The sequence below is a fragment of the Actinotalea ferrariae genome, assembly GCF_019733465.1.
Lineage (GTDB): Bacteria > Actinomycetota > Actinomycetes > Actinomycetales > Cellulomonadaceae > Actinotalea > Actinotalea ferrariae_A.
In genome coordinates, this window is record NZ_JACVQL010000051.1 from 12,703 (window position 1) to 33,185 (window position 20,483).

Genomic DNA, 20,483 nt, shown 5'->3' on the forward strand with positions numbered 1-20,483 from the left:
TCGGTTCCTGGGGGTCAGGATCGGCCTCTTTCCACCTATCGGGGCGAAACCGGACATGCTTGAGGTGATTGTTGTGTGACCTGCGTCACATGCGAGGCCGGGGTCGAGCGGCCGCGCGTCGTGCGGCCGAGCGCCGGCGCCCGCCCGGGGCGAGTCGTGTCGGAGGGTCGACGTACCGTTGCCCCATGCGTCCCGTGACCGATCTGCAGCGCCGGGTGGCCCCGTTCGAGGTCGTCTCCGACTACACGCCGTCGGGTGACCAGCCGACCGCCATCGCCGACCTGACCCAGCGCGTCCAGGCGGGTGAGAAGGACGTCGTCCTGCTCGGCGCGACCGGCACGGGCAAGTCGGCGACGACGGCGTGGCTCGTGGAGCAGCTCCAGCGGCCGACCCTCGTGATGGCTCCGAACAAGACGCTCGCCGCGCAGCTCGCGACCGAGTTCCGCGAGCTGCTGCCCAACAACGCGGTCGAGTACTTCGTCTCCTACTACGACTACTACCAGCCCGAGGCGTACATCGCGCAGACGGACACCTACATCGAGAAGGACTCGTCGATCAACGACGAGGTCGAGCGCCTGCGCCACTCGGCGACGAACTCGCTGCTGACCCGGCGCGACGTCGTCGTGGTGGCGTCGGTGTCCTGCATCTACGGCCTCGGCACGCCGCAGGAGTACGTCGACCGCATGGTGCGGCTGTCGGTCGGCGACCAGGTCGAGCGCGACCAGCTGCTGCGCAAGTTCGTGATGATGCAGTACACGCGCAACGACATGGCCTTCACGCGTGGCACGTTCCGGGTGCGGGGCGACACGGTCGAGATCATCCCGGTGTACGAGGAGCTCGCGATCAGGATCGAGTTCTTCGGCGACGAGATCGAGGCCATCCACCTGCTGCACCCGCTCACGGGGGACGTCCTGCGGTCGGAGCAGGACGTGCACCTCTTCCCGGCGACCCACTACGTCGCAGGCCCCGAGCGGATGGAACGCGCCATCGCGTCGATCGAGGCGGAGCTCGAGCAGCGCCTCGCCGAGCTCGAGCGGCAGAACAAGCTCCTCGAGGCGCAGCGGCTGCGCATGCGGACCACGTACGACATCGAGATGATGCGCCAGGTCGGCAGCTGCTCGGGCATCGAGAACTACTCGCGGCACATCGACGGGCGCGGCCCGGGGACCCCGCCGCACACGCTCCTCGACTACTTCCCCGAGGACTTCCTGCTCGTCATCGACGAGTCGCACGTGACGGTGCCGCAGATCGGCGCGATGTTCGAGGGCGACATGTCGCGCAAGCGGGCGCTCGTCGACCACGGCTTCCGCCTGCCGAGCGCGATGGACAACCGGCCGCTGCGCTGGGAGGAGTTCGTCGACCGCATCGGCCAGACGGTCTACCTCTCGGCGACCCCCGGCGCGTACGAGCTGGCGCAGTCCGACGGCGTCGTCGAGCAGATCATCCGGCCCACCGGGCTCGTGGACCCCGAGGTCGTCGTGAAGCCGACGACGGGGCAGATCGACGACCTCCTGCACGAGATCCGGCTCCGCACCGAGCGCGACGAGCGGGTGCTCGTCACCACGCTCACCAAGAAGATGGCCGAGGACCTGACGGACTACCTGCTCGAGCGGGGCGTCCGGGTCCAGTACCTCCACTCGGAGGTCGACACGCTGCGGCGCGTGGAGCTGCTGCGCGAGCTCCGGATGGGTCAGTTCGACGTCCTCATCGGCATCAACCTGCTGCGCGAGGGTCTCGACCTGCCCGAGGTGTCGCTCGTCAGCATCCTCGACGCGGACAAGGAGGGGTTCCTCCGGTCGGGCACGTCGCTCATCCAGACCATCGGCCGTGCGGCCCGCAACGTGTCCGGCCAGGTGCACATGTACGCGGACAAGGTGACGCCGGCGATGGCCATGGCCATCGAGGAGACGACGCGACGCCGCGAGAAGCAGGTGGCGTACAACCTCGAGCACGGCATCGACCCCACGCCGCTGCGCAAGAAGATCAGCGACGTCACCGACATGCTCGCGCGCGAGGACCTCGACACCGCCGAGCTGCTCAAGGGTGGCTACCGGAGCCCGGGCAAGGGCAAGGCGCCCGTGCCCGGTCGCAAGGGCGGTGGCGACCAGTCGCCGCGCGCCAAGCTCGCGGCCGTGCCGGCGGCCGAGCTCGCGGAGCTCATCGCCGAGCTGAGCGAGCAGATGCACAGCGCCGCCGCGGAGCTGCAGTTCGAGCTCGCCGCGCGCCTGCGCGACGAGATCTCAGGGCTGAAGCGGGAGCTCCGGCAGATGCACGCGGCGACAGCGTGAGGCGGGGATGGGCCGTCCGCTGACCAGAGGCAGGGGGCAGCTCAGGCGGCAGCTCAGGGGCGAGCTCAGGCGGAGTCGTCCCAGGGACCGAACACGGGCGTCCAGCCGCGGATCGAGCGTTCGGCGACCAGGCCGCTGAGCGCGAACGGGTCGGCGTCGAGCAGCCGCTCGACCTCGGCGGTGTCCGCCGCGCGGACGAGCAGCAGCGCGCCGTCCGGCTCGGCGGCGACCCCGTGGGTCGCGCCGCTGTACGGGCCGCTCATGAGCAGCGTCCCGGCGCTGTGCAGCTCGGCGAGGTACGCCCGGTGCGACCGTCGCACGCGGTCGCGCTCCTCGGCCCGGTCGTCGTAGGTGTACTGGACGGCGAAGACGGTCATGTCCCGATCGTCGCCGACTTTTCACCCGACCGGGTGGCCCACTCGACATGCGGGACGCAGGACCGGCCCCTACGTTCGAACGTGAGGGGACCGGCACGGGCGGCGTCACGCTCGGACATACGGCACCAGGAGGCAGACGGTGACGCCAGGGGCAGATGTGGCCCGAGGTGTCCTCCTCGACGACAGGTACCGCCTGGAGGACGTCCTCGGACAAGGCGGTATGGCGACGGTCTACCGGGCGCACGACCTCGTGCTCGACCGGGACGTCGCGGTGAAGCTCTTCCCACCCGTCGCGGACGACGCGGACGACCTCCTCCGGCACCGGTCGGAGATGCGGGTCCTCGCACAGCTGAGCCACCCGGGGCTCGTCACGCTCCACGACGCGGGCGCCGCCTTCACGGGCGGACCCATGCGCCAGACGTACCTCGTGATGGAGCTCGTCGACGGCCCCACCCTCGCCGACCGCCTCACCGAGGGGCCGCTCAGCCCACGCCACACGGCCCGGCTGGGCCGGCAGGTCGCCGAGGCCCTCGCCGTCGTCCACGCGGCGGACGTGGTCCACCGCGACGTGAAGCCCGCGAACGTGCTGCTCGTCGACCGCGACCGGCTCGCCGCCGCGGCTGCCGAGGACCCGGCCGCCGCCGTCACCACCGGACCGATCGTCAAGCTCGCCGACTTCGGCATCGCCCGGCTCGCCGACGGTGCGCGCCTCACCGTCACGGGGACCACCCTCGGCACGGCGACCTACCTCAGCCCCGAGCAGGCCGCGGGCTCCCCGGTCGGCCCTCCGACGGACGTCTACGCCCTCGGTCTCGTGCTGCTCGAGTGCCTCACCGGCAGGAAGGCCTTCACCGGCACGGTCGTCGAGGTCGCCGCCGCCCGACTCAACTCGGCGCCGCCGATCCCGACGGAGTTCGGCCCCGAGTGGGTGGTCGTCCTCCAGGGGATGACCCGGATGCGCCCGGAGGAGCGGCTCACGGCGTCGGAGGCGGCGAACCGCCTGGCCGCCCTGGCCGAGGACGGCGTGACGACCGGCGAGGTGCCCACGGGCGCTCACGCTCTCCCGGCGTACGCGACCTCCGACGACGGCGCCGCCACGGCGGGGCTCGTCGCGCCGCTCGAGGCGGACGGTCGCGCCTCGGTCGCAGGGCTCCCCGCCAGCATCCCGCCGCGCGTCCCGCCCCCACCGGTGCGTCGGCGCGGCGAGGTCGACGGGGCGCCGGCGGGGCCGGACGCGACGCACCAGTTCTCGCCCGCCGAGATCCGCGAGGCCGCCGAGCGCGCGGCGACCAGCCCTCGCCGTCGTCCGACGATGGCCGAGGTCACGGGCCCGCAGGGCCGCCCGTCGCGGCAGAACCGTCGTGCCGCCCTGGCCGCGCTCGGGGTCGTCGTCGTCGGCGCCGGCGCGCTCGTGGCCGGCCGGCTGGCCGAGCCCGACGCACCGCCGGAGCCGCCGGCCTACCCGGTCGTCGACGGCACGCTCGGCGACGCGCTCGTCGACCTCCAGCAGAGCGTGGAGCCGTGACGGGCACGGGACGCCGGACGCGGTGCGCGGGACTCCTCCTGGCGGGACTCGTGCTCGCGGGGTGCGGCAGCCAGCCGGAGCTGCACGCCGACACGGCGGCCGAGCTGCAGGACGGCGTGCTCGCGGTCACCGAGGCCGCCGCCGCCGGCCGGTACGACGACGCGGCGGCCCAGCTCGCCGAGGTGCGCTCGGGCCTCGAGAGCGCAGTCGACGAGGGGCACGTGAGCGCCACGCGCTACCGCGTGATCGACGACGCGCTCGACCGGGCGAGCACGGAGGTGGCCGCGGCACGCGACGCGGCTGCGGCGGAGCAGGCGGCCGCCGAGCAGGCAGCCGCGGCTGCCGCAGAGCAGGCCGCAGCAGAGCAGGCCGCAGCCGAGCAGGCTGCGGCAGAGCAGGCAGCAGCGGAGCAGGCTGCGGCCGAGCAGGCCGCGGCGGAGCAGGCGGGGCCAGGGCGAGGCCCCGGGGGACCGGGCGATGACGGCCCGGGCCGGGGGAACGGCAAGGGCAACGGCAAGGGGAACGGCGAGGGCGACGACGACTGACGCGGCACGAAGGTCGTCAGCCGGCGTGGGCCTGGGGTAGGTCAGCCGCCGCCGCCGTCGAGCGGGGCAGCCGGTCGCCGTGCGCGTACCGGGCGTCCCTCACCAGCCGCGGGCCCACCACGCGTCGAGGTGCGGGCGCTCCGCGCCGAGGGTGGTGTCGCGGCCGTGCCCCGGGTAGACCCAGGTGGCGTCGTCGAAGACGTCGAAGACGCGCTCGACGAGGTCGGTCATGAGCGACCGGAAGTCGTCGGGCGTCGTCGTGCGGCCCGGGCCGCCGGGGAAGAGGCTGTCGCCGGTGAGCAGGTGGACCCGTCGAGCCACGGCGTCGGGGGACCGGACCGACGCCGGCTCCCGGTAGGCGAGCGCGACCGACCCGGGCGTGTGCCCGCGCAGCGCGATCACCTCGAGGGCGGCGTGGCCGACGAGCAGGACGTCCCCGTGGTCGAGCCGCCGCCGCACCGGGACGGGGAGGGCGTCGGCGTCGGCCGCGCCGGCGGCGGTGACGGCGCCGGTGACCGCGACCACCGACTCGAGGGCACCGTGGTGGTCGGGATGACGGTGCGTCGTGACGACCGTCGTGAGCCTCGCCGAGGACGCGCCCTCGCGGACGAGCTCGAGGAGCCGCTCGGGGTCCGCTGCGGCGTCGACCAGCAGCTGCTCGCCGCTGCGGCGGCACGTGACGAGGTAGGCGTTGTTGTCCATGCCGCCCACCGAGGCCTTGCGGATGACGACCTCGTCGAGCGTCCGCACGTCGCTCGGCCCACCGGGCCGGACCTCGCCCGTGTACGACACGCTCACCCTCGCCTCGCTGCGCCGGCGGTGGCACGGCGCTGCCGGTCGAGCGCGACCGCATGGCTGTGCACCGCCCGGACCAGCGCGAGGTGCGAGAGCGCCTGCGGGAAGTTGCCCGCCATCCGGTCGCCGTCGACGTCGTACTCCTCCGAGAGCAGGCCGAGGTCGTTGGTGAGGCCGACCAGCCGGTCGAGCACCCGTGTCGAGCCCTCGACGTCGCCGCAGCGTGCGAGGGCGTCGGCGAGCCAGAAGCTGCACGCGAGGAAGGGGTGCTCGCCGCCCACGAGGCCGTCGTCGGTGCGCGACGGCAGGTAGCGGTGGACCAGCCCCTCGCTCACCTCGAGCTCCGCGCGGATCGCGGCGAGCGTGCCGAGGAACCGCTCGTAGTCGGGCGGCAGGAACCCCACCTGGACCATCTGCAGCAGCGACGCGTCCGTGTGCTCGCCCCCGTAGAACTGGACGAACGTGCCGCGCGCGGCGTCGTAGCCGTGGGCCAGGACGTCCTCGCGGATCTCGTCGCGGACCGCCCGCCACCGCGCGACGGGTCCCTCGAGGCCGAAGTCCTCGACGGCTCGCACGGCCCGGTCGACGGCCGCCCAGGCCATGATCTTGGAGTGGGTGAAGTGCTGCGGCTCGCCGCGCACCTCCCAGATGCCGCGGTCCGCGTGGCGCCAGGTGCGGGTCAGGTCCTCGACCAGCATGCGCTGGAGCGACCACGACTCCTCGGTGTCCTCGAGGCCCGCCTCCCGAGCCATGTGCAGCGCGCTCATGACCTCGCCGAGCACGTCGAGCTGCATCTGGTCGACGGCCGCGTTCCCGATCCGGACCGGTCGCGAGCCCGAGTGGCCGGGCAGGTGGTCGAGCAGCACCTCCGGCAGGTCCCGGCGTCCGTCCGTGCCGTACATGATCTGCAGGTCGCGCGGGTCGCCGGCGACGGCGCGCAGCAGCCAGTCCCGCCAGTCCGTCGCCTCGCTGCGGTAGCCGTGCTCGAGGAGCGCCTCGAGCGTCAGGGCGGCGTCCCGGAGCCAGCAGTACCGGTAGTCCCAGTTGCGCTCGCCGCCGAAGTCCTCGGGCAGCGACGTCGTCGGTGCGGCGATGATCCCGCCCGTCCGGCCGTCCGTCAGGAGGCGGAGGACCAGGAGCGACCGCACGACGGCGTCGCGGTAGGGGCCGTCGTAGTCGGCCGCGTGCGCCCACTGCGCCCAGAGGATGCGTGTGCCCTCGAGGCGCTCGCCGATCGGCATCCGCGGGGGTACGGGATCCCACGACGGCGTCCACGTGAGCCCGATCTCCATCGACTCGCCGGCCGACATCTCGAACTCGTCGTGATGCCGGTGGTCGACCGCCTGGGGCAGCCGCGGACCGCGCAGCAGGAGGGCGTCGGGCCCTGCGATCGCCCGGATCGCGGGCGCGCCGTGCGGGTCCTGCACGCGCCGCACCCATGGCTCGATCGCGCCGTAGCCGAAGCGGACCACCCACTCGTGCTCGACGACGACGCTGCCCGACGTCACCTCGATGCTGCGGACGAGGTCCGCCCGGCCGTCCGCGAGCGGCATGGCGTCGACCACCACGGCGGTGCCCGTCGGCGTCCGGTACGTCGTCTCGAGGACGAAGGAGTCGTCGACGTAGCGGCGGCTCACGCTCGTCGCGTCCTGCACGGTGAGGAGCCAGCGTCCGTGGTCCGGCGTGCCCAGCAGCGCGGCGAAGCACGCGGGCGAGTCGAAGTGCGGCAGGCACAGCCAGTCCACGGACCCCTCGCGGGAGACGAGCGCGGCGGTGCGGCCGTCGCCGAGCACGGCGTAGTCCGCGATCGGCGTCGACCCGGGCCGCCGCCGGGCGACGTCGGGGGGCGGCGGACCGGGGTCCGGGGGAGGCGTCGTCATCCTGACCAGTGTGGTCCCCGTGACGCGGTCGCGCCTGCGGCACGGTGCGTGGCGTGGTGCGTGCGCGACGTCACAGCCCGCTACGCTTCGAACGTCTGTACGTACCCACGAGCGCCACTTAGGATGATGCGGTGAATGACCGACTTCTCGTGCAGGGTGCGCGCGAGCACAATCTGCGCAACGTCGACCTCGACCTCCCCCGGGACAGCCTCATCGTCTTCACGGGCCTGTCGGGGTCGGGCAAGTCGTCCCTCGCCTTCGACACCATCTTCGCGGAGGGCCAGCGGCGCTACGTCGAGTCGCTCTCCGCGTACGCGCGCCAGTTCCTCGGGCAGATGGACAAGCCCGACGTCGACTTCATCGAGGGCCTGTCGCCCGCCGTGTCGATCGACCAGAAGTCGACCAACCGCAACCCCCGGTCGACGGTCGGCACCATCACCGAGGTCTACGACTACCTGCGCCTCCTGTTCGCGCGCGCCGGCACGCAGTTCTGCCCGATCTGCGGCGAGCAGGTCAGCCGGCAGACGCCGCAGCAGATCGTCGACCGCCTGCTCGAGCTCCCCGAGGGCACCCGCTACCAGGTGCTGGCGCCGATGGTCCGCGGACGCAAGGGCGAGTACGCGGACCTGTTCAAGGAGCTCCAGGCCAAGGGCTTCGCCCGGGCGCGCGTCGACGGCGAGGTCGTCCAGCTCACGAGCCCGCCCGCGCTGGAGAAGAAGCTCAAGCACACGATCGACGTCGTCGTCGACCGGCTCGTCGCGCGCGAGGGCGTGCAGCGGCGCCTCACCGACTCCGTCGAGACGGCTCTCGCGCTCGCGAACGGCCTGCTCGTCGTCGAGATGGTCGACGCCGAGGCGGACGACCCCGGCCGGGAGCGTCGCTTCTCCGAGCACCGCGCGTGCCCCAACGACCACCAGCTGACGCTCGAGGAGATCGAGCCCCGGACGTTCTCGTTCAACGCGCCGTACGGCGCGTGCCCCGAGTGCACCGGCATCGGCAGCCGGCTCGAGGTGGACCCCGACCTCGTCATCCCCGACGAGGAGGCGACGCTGTCCGACGGCGCCGTCGCCCCGTGGGCGCAGACCTCGTCCGAGTACTTCCAGCGGGTGCTCACCGCGCTCGCGGGTGAGCTCGGGTTCTCGATGGACGTCCCGTGGCGGGCCCTCCCGCAGCGTGCGAAGGACGCGATCCTCTACGGCCAGGACCACAAGGTCCACGTCAAGTACCGGAACCGGTGGGGCCGCGAGCGGCAGTACTCGACCGGCTTCGAGGGTGTCGTGACCTTCATCCAGCGACGCCACTCCGAGACCGACTCCGACTGGTCGAAGGAGAAGTACGAGGCGTACATGCGCGAGGTGCCGTGCCCGGTCTGCAAGGGCACGCGTCTCAAGCCCGAGGTGCTGGCCGTGCGCGTCGGCGGCCACTCGATCGCCGAGGTCTGCCGCCTCCCGCTGCGTGAGGCGCGCGACTTCCTGGCGGCGCTCGAGCTCGGCGAGCGCGAGCGTGCCATCGCCACGCAGGTGCTCAAGGAGATCCAGGCGCGGCTCGGCTTCCTGCTCGACGTCGGCCTCGAGTACCTGTCGCTCGACCGTCCCGCCGGGACCCTCTCGGGTGGCGAGGCGCAGCGCATCCGGCTCGCGACGCAGATCGGCTCCGGGCTCGTCGGCGTGCTCTACGTGCTCGACGAGCCCAGCATCGGTCTGCACCAGCGGGACAACCGCCGGCTCATCGACACGCTGACGCGCCTGCGTGACCTGGGCAACACGCTCATCGTCGTCGAGCACGACGAGGACACGATCCGCACCGCGGACTGGATCGTCGACATCGGTCCGGGTGCGGGGGAGCACGGCGGGCGCGTCGTCCACTCGGGCGACCTCGCCGGCCTGCTGTCCTCGAGCGAGTCGGTCACCGGCGCCTACCTCTCGGGACGGCGCGCCATCCCGATGCCGCAGACCCGGCGCCCGGTGGACCCGAGCCGGACGCTGACCGTCGTCGGCGCCCGCGAGCACAACCTCACGGGCATCGACGTGACGTTCCCGCTGGGACTCCTCGTGGCGGTCACCGGCGTCTCGGGCTCGGGCAAGTCGACGCTCGTCAACTCCATCCTCTACACGGTCATGGCGAACGAGCTCAACGGTGCGCGGCAGGTGCCCGGACGGCACACGCGCGTCACCGGGCTCGACCACCTCGACAAGGTCGTGCACGTGGACCAGGGCCCGATCGGCCGCACGCCGCGGTCCAACCCGGCGACCTACACCGGGGTGTGGGACCACGTCCGCAAGCTGTTCGCCGAGACGACCGAGGCCAAGGTCCGGGGCTACACGCCCGGCCGGTTCTCGTTCAACGTCAAGGGCGGGCGCTGCGAGGGCTGCTCGGGCGACGGCACGATCAAGATCGAGATGAACTTCCTCCCGGACGTCTACGTGCCGTGCGAGGTGTGCCACGGCGCGCGCTACAACCGCGAGACGCTCGAGGTGCACTTCAAGGGCAAGACGGTCGCGGACGTGCTCGACATGCCCATCGAGGAGGCGGCCGACTTCTTCGCGGCGGTGCCCGCGATCTCGCGCTACCTGCGCACGCTGGTCGACGTCGGTCTCGGCTACGTGCGGCTGGGTCAGCCCGCTCCGACGCTCTCGGGCGGCGAGGCGCAGCGCGTCAAGCTGGCCAGCGAGCTGCAGAAGCGGTCGAGCGGACGGACCGCCTACGTGCTCGACGAGCCGACCACGGGCCTGCACTTCGAGGACATCCGCAAGCTCCTCGGCGTGCTGCAGTCGCTCGCGGACAAGGGCAACACGGTGATCGTCATCGAGCACAACCTCGACGTCATCAAGAACGCCGACTGGGTGATCGACATGGGGCCCGAGGGCGGTTCGGGGGGTGGCCGGGTCATCGCCGAGGGCACGCCCGAGCACGTCGCGCGGGTCCCCGGGAGCCACACCGGCCAGTTCCTGGCCGAGGTGCTCGAGCCCGAGGCGCAGCTCGCGAGCGCGTGACGGACGCCGGGCCGACCGCGTCGCGGCTCGCGCCCGTCACACCTCCACGGGAGTGGCGACGAGGTCGTCGGGGCGCTCGACGACGACCGGTCCGGGCTCGGTCCGTACCGGGAAGTTGACCGACCGCTTGATGAAGCAGTGCTCGCCGGCGCTGCGGTGCACGGCCGCCAGGGTCTCGTCGTCGACCGGGCTGGTCGCGCGGACGGTGACCCGGGGGCGGAGCACCACGGTCGTGAACTGGCCTGCGCCCGCCGCCTCGACCCGCATGGTGCCGAACGGCTCGTCGACGTAGCCCGTGACGACGACCCCCGCGCGCGAGGCGAGGTGGAGGAACCACAGCATGTGGCACTGCGCCAGGGCCGCCACGAGGAGCTCCTCGGGGCTCCACCGGGTGGGGTCGCCCCGGAACGCGGCGTCCGAGGAGCCCAGGAGGGGCGGCTTGCCGTCCGCGCGGATCTCGTGGTCACGGCCGTACGCCGTGTAGCTCGTGGTCCCGTGCTCGCCGGCGCCGGTCCAGCGGACGGTCGCCTCGTACGTGTGCATGATGCCCATGCCTCAACCTAGCGACGTCGGCGTCCGAGGAGGAGGCGCCGCGCGCACCGCGAGGGGCTGGGGCTGGTCCGAGGCTGTCGGCGGGCTGGCTTAGGCTCGTCACCATGGCAGACCCGGCGACGTATCGTCCCCGGCCCGGCGAGATCCCGGACTCCCCGGGGGTCTACCGCTTCCGCGACAACCACGGGCGCGTCGTCTACGTCGGCAAGGCCAAGAGCCTGCGCTCCCGGCTCAACAGCTACTTCCAGGACCTCTCGGCCCTGCACCCGCGCACCCAGCAGATGGTGACCACCGCGGCGTCGGTCGAGTGGACCGTCGTCGGCACCGAGGTCGAGGCGCTGGCGCTCGAGTACTCCTGGATCAAGGAGTTCGACCCGCGGTTCAACGTCAAGTACCGCGACGACAAGTCCTACCCCTACCTCGCGGTCACGCTGGGGGAGGAGTACCCGCGCGTGCAGGTGATGCGCGGCGCGAAGCGGCCCGGCACCCGGTACTTCGGTCCCTACGGCCACGCGTGGGCGATCCGCGAGACCGTCGACCTCCTGCTGCGCGTCTTCCCCGTCCGCACGTGCTCGGCAGGCGTCTTCAAGCGCGCGGCGCAGGCCGGCCGCCCGTGCCTCCTCGGCTACATCGACAAGTGCTCGGCCCCGTGCGTGGGCCGCATCTCCGCGGAGGACCACCGCTCGCTCGCGGAGGACTTCTGCGACTTCATGGCGGGCGACACGGCGCGGTTCGTCAGGCGACTCGAGAAGCGCATGCAGGAGGCGTCGGCCGAGCTCGACTTCGAGAACGCCGCGCGGCTGCGCGACGACATCGGCGCCCTGCAGCGCGCGACCGAGAAGAACGCCGTCGTGCTCGCGGACGGCACCGACGCCGACGTCTTCGCCCTCGTGGGCGACGAGCTCGAGGCGGCCGTGCAGGTCTTCCACGTGCGCGGCGGACGCATCCGTGGTCAGCGCGGCTGGATCGTCGAGAAGGTCGAGGACGTCACCGACGCCGAGCTGGTCGAGCACCTGCTCCAGCAGGTCTACGGCGACGGCGACGCACCGCAGACGCCACCGCCGAGCCCGACGGCGAGCGCGGCACGACCCGAGCGCACCGTCGCCGCGACGAGCGCGGTGCCGCGCGAGGTGCTCGTGCCGGTGCTCCCGCCGGACCCCGCGCAGGTCGCGGACTGGCTCTCGGGGCTGCGGGGGGCCCGCGTCGACGTCCGCGTGCCGCAGCGCGGCGACAAGCGCGCGCTGGCCGACACCGTCCGCCGCAACGCCGAGCAGGCGCTCGTGCTGCACCGGACCAAGCGGGCGTCCGACCTCACGACGCGCAGCCAGGCGCTGCGCGAGATCCAGGAGGCGCTGGGTCTCGACAGCGCGCCCCTGCGGATCGAGTGCTACGACATCTCCACGACGCAGGGCACGCACCAGGTCGGGTCGATGGTGGTGTTCGAGGACGGCCTCGCGCGCAAGTCGGAGTACCGGCAGTTCGTCGTCCGCGGCCCCGACGGGCAGGGCGCGCGGGACGACACGGCCGCGATGCACGAGGTCATCACGCGGCGCTTCCGTCGCTACCTCGAGGACCAGGCGCGTTCGGGTGCGCCGGACCTCGGCGACCTCGAGGACGCCACGGCCGAGGGCCACCCGTTCGCACCTGACGGCGCGGACCCGGGCGCGGGGCCGACCCCCGACGACGCGGCGTCGCCGCCCTCGGCGCCACCGGCACGACGGCGTCACGAGCCCCGGTCGGGCGCTGTCGCCCGCGAGGCCGAGCCGGCGCGCGGACGTTTCGCCTACCCGCCGAACCTCGTCGTCGTGGACGGCGGCCCGCCCCAGGTCGCGGCCGCCGCCCGTGCCCTGGCGGAGCTCGGCATCGACGACGTCGCCCTGTGCGGGCTCGCGAAGCGGCTCGAGGAGGTCTGGCTGCCGGGGGAGGACTACCCCGTGATCCTCCAGCGCAGCTCGGAGGGCCTGTACCTGCTCCAGCGCGTGCGCGACGAGGCGCACCGCTTCGCCATCCGCCACCACCGCGCGCGCCGCAGCAAGGGGATGACCGTCTCCGCGCTCGACAGCGTGCCGGGGCTCGGACCGAGCCGGACGGCCGCCCTCCTCAAGCACTTCGGCTCCGTCGCGCGGCTCAAGGCCGCGAGCGTCGAGGACATCGCGGCGGTCAAGGGCATGGGCCCGCGGACCGCCCAGGCGGTCCTGGCGGCCCTCGGGAACGATCCAGCATCCGCTGGCATGCTGGAGCCATGACCGGAGAGCCGCCCCCCACGACCGTGCCGACCGGCATCCCCGCACTCGAGGCAGCCACGCCGGCGCCGCGCACCGAGCTGCCGGAGGTGCTCCTCATCACCGGCATGTCGGGTGCGGGGCGCACGCGCGCGGCGGCGGTGCTCGAGGACCTCGGCTGGTACGTCGTCGACAACCTGCCCGCCCAGCTGCTCCCGCAGCTCGTGGGGATGATGACCCCGGGCGGCGTGCAGCGCCTCGCGGCCGTGGTCGACGTCCGCGGGCGCGAGTTCTTCGCCGACCTCTCGGCGGTCGCGGACTCGCTGCGCAGCGCGAGCATCACCTACCGCACGATGTTCCTCGACGCGTCGGACCAGGTGCTCGTGCAGCGGTTCGAGACGGTCCGCCGCCCGCACCCGCTCCAGGGCGACGGCCGGATCCTCGACGGGATCGCGCAGGAGCGCGCCCTGCTGACCTCGATCCGCGAGCGTGCGGACGTCGTCATCGACACGACCGACCTCAACGTCCACGAGCTGGCCCACACGGTCCGGAGCGCGGTGACCGGCGGCGACGAGGACGCGCTGCGCATCAACGTCGTGTCGTTCGGCTTCAAGTACGGCCTGCCGCTCGACGCGGACCACGTCGCCGACGTGAGGTTCCTCGCGAACCCCTACTGGGTGACCGAGCTGCGCCACCTGACCGGCAGGGACGAGCCCGTCCGCGACTACGTGCTGGGCCTCGACGGGGCGCAGACCTTCGTCGGCCGCTACGCCGACGCGCTCGAGCCCGTCCTCGCCGGGTACGTCCAGGAGGACAAGCGCTACGCGACGCTCGCCGTCGGCTGCACCGGTGGCAAGCACCGCTCCGTCGCGCTGTCGGAGGCCCTCGCGGCCGAGCTCCGCGGCCGTGGGCACCGCGTCGTCGTCTCGCACCGCGACCTGGGGCGGGAGTGACGTCCGGAGGGACCGGCGGGGTCCACGACCCCGCCGGGCGCATCGCGCGTCCGGCCGGTGCCGGCGCGCCCGCGGACACCGCGTCGCGCCTGGTCGCGCCGGTCCGCGCCGGCGGAGTCGGCCCGGCGGTGGTGGCCCTCGGCGGTGGTCACGGGCTGTACGCGAGCCTCTCGGCCTTGCGCCTGATGTCGGACCGGCTGACCGCCGTCGTGACCGTCGCCGACGACGGCGGCTCGTCCGGCCGGCTGCGGCAGGAGATGGACGTGCTCCCGCCGGGCGACCTGCGGATGGCGCTGTCCGCGCTGTGCGACGACTCGGACTGGGGCCGGACGTGGCGCGACGTGCTGCAGCACCGCTTCAGCTCCGAGGGCACGCTCGACCGGCACGCCGTGGGCAACCTCCTCATCGTGGCGCTCTGGGAGCTCCTCGGGGACACCGTGGGCGGCCTCGACTGGGTCGGACGCCTGCTCGGGGCGCGCGGGCGCGTGCTGCCGATGGCGTCGGTGCCCCTGGCGATCGAGGCGGACATCGAGGACGCCGCGGGCGAGGTCCGCGTCGTGCGCGGTCAGAGCCAGGTCGCCGTCGCCGACGGGCGCGTGCGCCGCGTCCGGCTTCTCCCGGACGACCCGCCCGCGTGCGTCGAGGCGGTGGAGGCGGTCGACGCCGCCGACTGGGTGGTTCTCGGCCCCGGCTCGTGGTTCACGTCGGTCATGCCGCACCTGCTCGTCCCCGGCCTGTCCGACGCGCTGCACCGCACGCGCGCCCGGCGGTGCGTGACGCTCAACCTGCACCCGGCGGGCGACGAGGGCGGGATGACGTGCTTCGAGCACCTGGCGGCGCTCCAGGCGCACGCTCCCGACCTGCGGATCGACGTCGTCGTGGCCGATCCCGCCGCGATCGAGGACATCGGCGGGCTGCAGGACAAGGCCCGCGAGATGGGCGCGCAGGTGCTCCTGCGCCAGGTGCAGGTGGGGGACGGCAGCCCGCGCCACGACGCGCTGCGGCTCGCCGCCGCGTACCGCGACGCCTTCGAGGGCGTCCTCGGCGACGTCGGGGGGAGCCCCTCGTGAATGGCAGGATGACGCCCATGGCACTGACGGCACAGGTGAAGGACGAGCTCGCCCGGTTGACCGTCGACAAGACGTCGTGCCGCAAGGCGGAGGTCTCCGCGACCCTGCGCTTCGCGGGCGGCCTGCACATCATCTCGGGCCGCATCGTCATCGAGGCCGAGCTCGACACGGGCGTCGCGGCCCGCCGCCTGCGCCAGTTCATCTCCGAGGTCTACGGCCACACGAGCGACGTCGTCGTCGTCAGCGGGGGTGGCCTGCGCCGGGGCACCCGGTACGTCGTCCGGGTCGTCAAGGACGGCGAGTCGCTCGCGCGTCAGACGGGCCTGCTCGACGGGCGCGGCCGGCCGGTCCGCGGGCTCCCGCCCCAGGTGGTCTCGGCGGGCCTCGGGGAGGCGGAGGCCGCCTGGCGCGGCGCGTTCCTGGCCCACGGCTCGCTGACCGAGCCCGGCCGCTCGGCCGCGCTCGAGGTCACGTGTCCCGGCCCCGAGGCCGCGCTCGCACTCGTGGGCGCCGCCCGCCGGCTCGGGATCGCGGCCAAGGCCCGCGAGGTGCGTGGCGTGGACCGGGTCGTGATCCGCGACGGCGACGCGATCGGCGCCATGCTCACGCGCCTCGGCGCGCACGACGCCGTCCTCGTCTGGGAGGAGCGCCGCATGCGGCGCGAGGTGCGGGGGACCGCCAACCGCCTGGCGAACTTCGACGACGCGAACCTCCGCAGGTCCGCGCGCGCCGCCGTCGCGGCCGGCGCACGGGTCGAGCGGGCGTTCGAGATCCTCGGCGAGGACCTGCCGGAGCACCTGCGCGAGGCCGGTGAGCTGCGGCTCGCCCACAAGCAGGCGTCACTCGAGGAGCTCGGCCAGCTGGCCGACCCGCCGCTGACCAAGGACGCCGTCGCCGGGCGCATCCGCCGCCTCCTCGCGACGGCCGACAAGAAGGCCGCCGAGCTGGGCATCCCCGACACCGAGGCCGGCCTCACGGCCGACATGCTCGACGTCTGAGCCGGCACCCTCCACGCACCTCCGAGCGGGCCCCGTACCGGGTTCCGCCCGCGGCCAGCACGGCACGGCGCGCCGTCCCAAGGACGGACGTCCCGACGCACCGGATGTGTCGTCCGTGTAACCTGGGCCCCATCTGGGGATCGAGGTTCAGTCACGGTCCGGCCAGGCGCGTACAGCGCCGTACGCATCCGATAGTGACCCATCGCGTGTCGGCGGAACCGGCGCGCCCCGAGGAGGCATAGTGACCATCCGCGTCGGAATCAACGGCTTCGGCCGTATCGGACGTAACTTCTTCCGCGCCGTGCTCGAGTCGGGCGCCGACATCGAGATCGTCGGCGTGAACGACCTGACGGACAACAAGTCCCTCGCGCACCTGCTGAAGTACGACTCCATCCTCGGCCGCCTTCCCCAGGAGGTGACCTACGACGAGACGTCGATCACCGTCGGCGGCAAGTCGTTCAAGGCCCTCGCCGAGCGCGACCCCTCCGCCCTGCCCTGGGGCGAGCTGGGTGCCGACATCGTCATCGAGTCGACCGGCATCTTCACGGACGCGACCAAGGCCAAGGCGCACATCGACGCCGGCGCCAAGAAGGTCATCATCTCGGCGCCCGCCAAGAACGAGGACGCCACGTTCGTCGTCGGTGTGAACCACACCGAGTACGACCCGGCGAACCACAACATCATCTCGAACGCGTCGTGCACGACGAACTGCCTCGCGCCGCTCGCGAAGGTCCTCGACGAGAACTTCGGCATCGTCCGCGGCCTCATGACGACCATCCACGCGTACACGCAGGACCAGAACCTGCAGGACGGCCCCCACAAGGACCTCCGCCGTGCGCGCGCCGCCGCCCTCAACATGGTCCCGACCTCGACGGGTGCGGCCAAGGCCGTCTCGCTCGTGCTCCCGCACCTCAAGGGCAAGCTCGACGGCTACGCCATGCGCGTCCCGACGCCCACGGGCTCGGCCACGGACCTCACGTTCACGGCGAGCCGCGAGGTCACCGTCGAGGAGGTCAACGCCGCGATCAAGGCCGCGTCGGAGTCCCCGGAGCTCAAGGGCATCCTCACGTACACCGAGGACCCGATCGTCTCCAAGGACATCGAGACGGACCCGGCCTCGAGCATCTTCGACGCCGGCCTCACGAAGGTCACGGGCGACCTGGTCAAGGTCGTCTCCTGGTACGACAACGAGTGGGGCTACTCCAACTCGCTCGTCAAGCTGACGACGTACGTCGGCGAGCGTCTCTGACCTCGTCCCGCACGGACTGAACGACAGCTGCACGACCATGCGTCCGCGTGCGCACCGCGGCCCCCGGGTCACGGTGCGCACGCGGACGTCGTCATGTCCGGGGTCCCGGTGCGTCCGGGGGACCCCACCGCTCTTCAACCAGGAATGAGGACCATGAAGACCATCGAGGACCTCGGGGACCTGCGCGGCAAGCGCGTCCTCGTGCGGTCGGACTTCAACGTGCCGCTCGACGGCTCGACGATCACCGACGACGGCCGCGTGCGCGCGGCGCTCCCGACCCTGACGGCGCTGCTCGACGCGGGTGCCCGCGTCGTCGTCACCGCGCACCTCGGCCGCCCGAAGGGCGCACCCGAGGCGAAGTACTCGCTCGCGCCCGTCGCGGCGCGCCTCGGCGAGCTGCTCGGCCGTCCGGTCGCGCTGGCCGAGGACACGGTGGGCGAGTCCGCGAAGGCGACCGTCGCCGGGCTCGGCGACGGCGAGATCGCGCTGCTCGAGAACATCCGGTTCGACCCGCGCGAGACGTCGAAGGTGGACGCCGAGCGCGAGGAGCTGGCCGAGGAGCTCGCCTCCCTCGCGGACGTCTTCGTCTCCGACGGCTTCGGCGTGGTCCACCGCAAGCAGGCGTCGGTGTACGACGTCGCCCGGCGCCTCCCGTCCGCGGTCGGCTCGCTGGTGCTCAAGGAGGTCGCCTCGCTGCGCAAGGCGACCGAGGACCCGGAGCGCCCCTACGTCGTCGTGCTCGGCGGCTCGAAGGTCTCGGACAAGCTCGGCGTCATCGCGAACCTGCTGACCAAGGCGGACCGGCTCCTCATCGGCGGCGGCATGGTCTTCACGTTCCTCGCGGCCAAGGGCCACTCCGTGGGCAGCTCGCTGCTCGAGGAGGACCAGATCGAGACCGTCAAGGGCTACCTGGCCGACGCCGAGCAGCGTGGCGTCGAGATCGTCCTGCCGACGGACATCGTCGTGGCGGACGCGTTCGCGGCGGACTCCCCGCACGACGTCGTCGCCGCGGACGCGATCCCGGACGGCCGCATCGGCCTCGACATCGGCCCGGAGTCGGGCGAGCTCTTCCGCAGCAAGATCCTCGACGCGAAGACCGTCGTGTGGAACGGCCCCGCGGGCGTGTTCGAGTTCGAGGCGTTCTCGGCCGGCACGCGTGCCGTCGCCCAGGCGCTCGTCGACGCGGGCAGCGCGGGCGCGTTCACGATCGTCGGCGGCGGCGACTCCGCCGCGGCCGTGCGGATGCTCGGCTTCGACGAGGCCGGGTTCGGCCACATCTCGACCGGTGGCGGCGCGAGCCTCGAGCTCCTCGAGGGCAAGACGCTCCCCGGCATCGCCGTCCTGGAGGAGGAGGCCTGATGGCCACGCAGAACCGCACGCCGCTCATGGCGGGCAACTGGAAGATGAACCTCGACCACCACCAGGCGACGCACCTCGCGCAGAAGCTCGCGTGGTCGCTCAAGGACGCCAAGCACGACTACTCGGCCGTCGAGGTCGCCGTGCTGGTGCCGTTCACGGACCTGCGCTCGGTGCAGACGCTCGTGGACGCGGACAAGTACGAGCTCAAGTACGGCGCCCAGGACGTCTCTGCGCACACCGAGGGCGCGTACACGGGGGAGATCTCCCCGGTCATGCTCGCGAAGCTCGGTGTCTCCTACGTGGCCGTCGGGCACTCGGAGCGACGCCAGTACCACGGCGAGGACGACGCGCTCTGCGCGGCGAAGGTCGCCTCGGCGTTCGGCCAGGGCATCGTCCCGATCCTGTGCGTCGGCGAGGGCCTCGACGTGCGCAAGGCGGGCGACCAGGTGGCGTTCACGCTCGCGCAGGTCGAGGGCGGCCTGGCCGGGCTCCCGGAGGACAAGGCCAAGGACGTCGTCATCGCGTACGAGCCCGTCTGGGCCATCGGCACCGGTGAGGTCGCGACGCCCGAGGACGCGCAGGAGGTCTGCGGCGCGATCCGCGAGAAGCTCGCCGAGCTCTACTCGCCCGAGCTCGCCGCGGGCGTGCGCGTCCTGTACGGCGGCTCGGTGAAGTCCGGCAACATCGCGGCAATCATGGACAAGCCCGACGTCGACGGCGCGCTCGTCGGCGGGGCCAGCCTCGACGCCGAGGAGTTCGCCAAGATCGTCCGGTACCAGTCCCACCAGACGGGCCTCTGAGCCCCGTCGCACCCGTTTGACCCGCGCCCGAGCGGGTGGGCCGACCCTTGTCGGCCGACCTGCTCGGGCCGCGGCGCGACACTCACCCGCCCGGCATGTCGTCCTGGCGCGTGGACGTCGCCTATCCTTGTCCGGGCGCCCGCCGGCGCCGCACTTCCGACGCGAGGGACGTACGAGCACGTGGACACTCTGCGCATCATCCTGCAGGTCCTGCTGGTCCTGACCTCCTTCCTGGTCGTCGTCCTGGTGCTGCTGCACAAGGGCAAGGGCGGCGGTCTCTCCGACATGTTCGGCGGCGGCGTCTCCAGCGGCGCGGGCAGCTCGGGCGTCGCGGAGCGCAACCTGAACCGGCTCACGATCGGCCTGGCCCTCCTGTGGACCCTCGTCGTCGTGCTGCTCGGCCTGATCCAGCGCGTCAGCGCGTAAGGGAGAGTTTCGATGGCGAGCGGTAGCGCGATCCGAGGGTCCCGTGTCGGGGCCGGCCCGATGGGCGAAGCCGAGCGCGGCGAGCAGGCACCCCGGTTCTGGGTGTCCTACTGGTGCGCGAACGGGCACGAGACGAAGCCGAGCTTCTCGGAGGAGGGCGGCGCTGAGGCGCCCGAGACCTGGGACTGCCCGCGCTGCGGCTTCCCCGCGGGGCAGGACAAGGACAACCCGCCGTCGCCCTCGCGCAACGAGCCGTACAAGACGCACCTCGCGTACGTGAAGGAGCGCCGGTCCGACGAGGACGGCGCCGCGATCCTCGACGAGGCGCTCGCCGCGCTCCGCGCCCGCCGCGGCGGCTGAGCAGCCCCCCCGCACCACCCACGAGGCCCCTGTCGCGATCCGCGGCGGGGGCCTCGTCGTGCATGCGCCGCGGATGTGCGCGCCACGGATG

17 protein-coding genes are annotated in these 20,483 nt (G+C 72.9%); 13 read left to right on the plus strand and 4 right to left on the minus strand.

The annotated features are described in order from the left end of the window. Positions 1–185: 185 nt before the first annotated feature. Positions 186–2,288: an excinuclease ABC subunit UvrB gene (gene uvrB / locus ICW40_RS04500; protein WP_260458777.1), complete on the plus strand. Its 2,103-nt coding sequence runs from the start codon at positions 186–188 to the stop codon at positions 2,286–2,288. Positions 2,289–2,353: 65 nt separating this feature from the next. Here uvrB and ICW40_RS04505 read toward each other — a convergent pair whose 3' ends face one another. Continuing rightward, on the minus strand, positions 2,354–2,665 hold the full coding sequence (locus tag ICW40_RS04505) for a YciI family protein (protein ID WP_221652639.1): 312 nt from the start codon (positions 2,663–2,665) through the stop codon (positions 2,354–2,356). Positions 2,666–2,822: 157 nt separating this feature from the next. Between ICW40_RS04505 and ICW40_RS04510 the strand changes: the two genes are divergently transcribed. Both ICW40_RS04510 and ICW40_RS04515 read left to right on the plus strand, forming a co-directional pair. Continuing rightward, positions 2,823–4,190, plus strand: coding sequence for a serine/threonine-protein kinase (locus tag ICW40_RS04510; protein WP_308121630.1), 1,368 nt, complete (start codon positions 2,823–2,825; stop codon positions 4,188–4,190). Next, on the plus strand, positions 4,187–4,735 hold the full coding sequence (locus tag ICW40_RS04515; protein ID WP_221652641.1) for a mucin-associated surface protein: 549 nt from the start codon (positions 4,187–4,189) through the stop codon (positions 4,733–4,735). Before ICW40_RS04510 ends, ICW40_RS04515 begins: the two co-directional genes overlap by 4 nt. Before the next feature lie 99 nt (positions 4,736–4,834). On the opposite strand, the gene ICW40_RS04520 is transcribed toward ICW40_RS04515, so the two are convergent. Together ICW40_RS04520 and ICW40_RS04525 are read right to left on the minus strand one after the other, a co-directional pair. Then, positions 4,835–5,527 (minus strand): MBL fold metallo-hydrolase, encoded by a 693-nt coding sequence (locus ICW40_RS04520; RefSeq protein ID WP_308121631.1) that lies wholly within the window; start codon positions 5,525–5,527, stop codon positions 4,835–4,837. Between the two features lie 2 nt (positions 5,528–5,529). After that, the gene (locus tag ICW40_RS04525) at positions 5,530–7,410 is read right to left on the minus strand and encodes a glycoside hydrolase family 15 protein (RefSeq protein WP_221652642.1); all 1,881 of its coding nucleotides are present in this window, start codon (positions 7,408–7,410) and stop codon (positions 5,530–5,532) included. Positions 7,411–7,541: 131 nt separating this feature from the next. Between ICW40_RS04525 and uvrA the strand changes: the two genes are divergently transcribed. After that, positions 7,542–10,403, plus strand: coding sequence for an excinuclease ABC subunit UvrA (gene uvrA / locus ICW40_RS04530; protein ID WP_221652643.1), 2,862 nt, complete (start codon positions 7,542–7,544; stop codon positions 10,401–10,403). A 36-nt stretch (positions 10,404–10,439) separates the two neighbouring features. Here uvrA and ICW40_RS04535 read toward each other — a convergent pair whose 3' ends face one another. Further along, complete coding sequence (locus ICW40_RS04535; protein WP_221652644.1) at positions 10,440–10,955, minus strand: OsmC family protein; 516 nt, start codon at positions 10,953–10,955, stop codon at positions 10,440–10,442. Between the two features lie 104 nt (positions 10,956–11,059). Here ICW40_RS04535 and uvrC point away from each other — a divergent pair, with 104 nt between their 5' ends. The 9 genes from uvrC to ICW40_RS04580 all read left to right on the plus strand — a co-directional run bounded on the left by uvrC (position 11,060) and on the right by ICW40_RS04580 (position 20,392). After that, positions 11,060–13,201 carry an excinuclease ABC subunit UvrC gene (uvrC, locus tag ICW40_RS04540; RefSeq protein ID WP_221652645.1) on the plus strand — a complete coding sequence of 714 codons (2,142 nt, stop codon included), beginning with the start codon at positions 11,060–11,062 and terminating at the stop codon, positions 13,199–13,201. Next, positions 13,198–14,130, plus strand: coding sequence for an RNase adapter RapZ (rapZ, locus tag ICW40_RS04545; RefSeq protein WP_221652646.1), 933 nt, complete (start codon positions 13,198–13,200; stop codon positions 14,128–14,130). Before uvrC ends, rapZ begins: the two co-directional genes overlap by 4 nt. An 89-nt stretch (positions 14,131–14,219) precedes the next feature. Then, entirely contained in the window at positions 14,220–15,200 is a 981-nt protein-coding gene (locus ICW40_RS04550) for a gluconeogenesis factor YvcK family protein (protein WP_260458783.1), read from the plus strand. A 17-nt stretch (positions 15,201–15,217) separates the two neighbouring features. After that, the gene (whiA, locus tag ICW40_RS04555; protein ID WP_221652647.1) at positions 15,218–16,198 is read left to right on the plus strand and encodes a DNA-binding protein WhiA; all 981 of its coding nucleotides are present in this window, start codon (positions 15,218–15,220) and stop codon (positions 16,196–16,198) included. 241 nt (positions 16,199–16,439) lie between these two features. Further along, on the plus strand, positions 16,440–17,447 hold the full coding sequence (gene gap, locus ICW40_RS04560) for a type I glyceraldehyde-3-phosphate dehydrogenase (protein WP_221652648.1): 1,008 nt from the start codon (positions 16,440–16,442) through the stop codon (positions 17,445–17,447). 153 nt (positions 17,448–17,600) lie between these two features. Then, entirely contained in the window at positions 17,601–18,806 is a 1,206-nt protein-coding gene (locus ICW40_RS04565; RefSeq protein WP_221652649.1) for a phosphoglycerate kinase, read from the plus strand. Then, positions 18,806–19,606 (plus strand): triose-phosphate isomerase, encoded by an 801-nt coding sequence (gene tpiA, locus ICW40_RS04570; RefSeq protein ID WP_221652650.1) that lies wholly within the window; start codon positions 18,806–18,808, stop codon positions 19,604–19,606. The genes ICW40_RS04565 and tpiA overlap by 1 nt, the downstream gene beginning before the upstream one ends. A 180-nt stretch (positions 19,607–19,786) precedes the next feature. After that, the gene (gene secG / locus ICW40_RS04575) at positions 19,787–20,032 is read left to right on the plus strand and encodes a preprotein translocase subunit SecG (RefSeq protein WP_221652651.1); all 246 of its coding nucleotides are present in this window, start codon (positions 19,787–19,789) and stop codon (positions 20,030–20,032) included. 12 nt (positions 20,033–20,044) lie between these two features. Next, the gene (locus ICW40_RS04580) at positions 20,045–20,392 is read left to right on the plus strand and encodes an RNA polymerase-binding protein RbpA (protein ID WP_221652652.1); all 348 of its coding nucleotides are present in this window, start codon (positions 20,045–20,047) and stop codon (positions 20,390–20,392) included. Positions 20,393–20,483 lie beyond the last annotated feature (91 nt).

What these genes read in the sequence shown, in the direction of transcription:
- ICW40_RS04565 (WP_221652649.1), top strand. Translation starts at nt 17,601, where the DNA reads ATGAAGACCATCGAGGACCTCGGGGACCTGCGCGGCAAGCGCGTCCTC.
- ICW40_RS04525 (WP_221652642.1), bottom strand. Translation starts at nt 7,410, where the DNA reads ATGACGACGCCTCCCCCGGACCCCGGTCCGCCGCCCCCCGACGTCGCC.
- ICW40_RS04505 (WP_221652639.1), bottom strand. Translation starts at nt 2,665, where the DNA reads ATGACCGTCTTCGCCGTCCAGTACACCTACGACGACCGGGCCGAGGAG.
- tpiA (WP_221652650.1), top strand. Translation starts at nt 18,806, where the DNA reads ATGGCCACGCAGAACCGCACGCCGCTCATGGCGGGCAACTGGAAGATG.
- uvrC (WP_221652645.1), top strand. Translation starts at nt 11,060, where the DNA reads ATGGCAGACCCGGCGACGTATCGTCCCCGGCCCGGCGAGATCCCGGAC.
- uvrB (WP_260458777.1), top strand. Translation starts at nt 186, where the DNA reads ATGCGTCCCGTGACCGATCTGCAGCGCCGGGTGGCCCCGTTCGAGGTC.
- ICW40_RS04535 (WP_221652644.1), bottom strand. Translation starts at nt 10,955, where the DNA reads ATGGGCATCATGCACACGTACGAGGCGACCGTCCGCTGGACCGGCGCC.
- rapZ (WP_221652646.1), top strand. Translation starts at nt 13,198, where the DNA reads ATGACCGGAGAGCCGCCCCCCACGACCGTGCCGACCGGCATCCCCGCA.
- whiA (WP_221652647.1), top strand. Translation starts at nt 15,218, where the DNA reads ATGGCACTGACGGCACAGGTGAAGGACGAGCTCGCCCGGTTGACCGTC.
- ICW40_RS04580 (WP_221652652.1), top strand. Translation starts at nt 20,045, where the DNA reads ATGGCGAGCGGTAGCGCGATCCGAGGGTCCCGTGTCGGGGCCGGCCCG.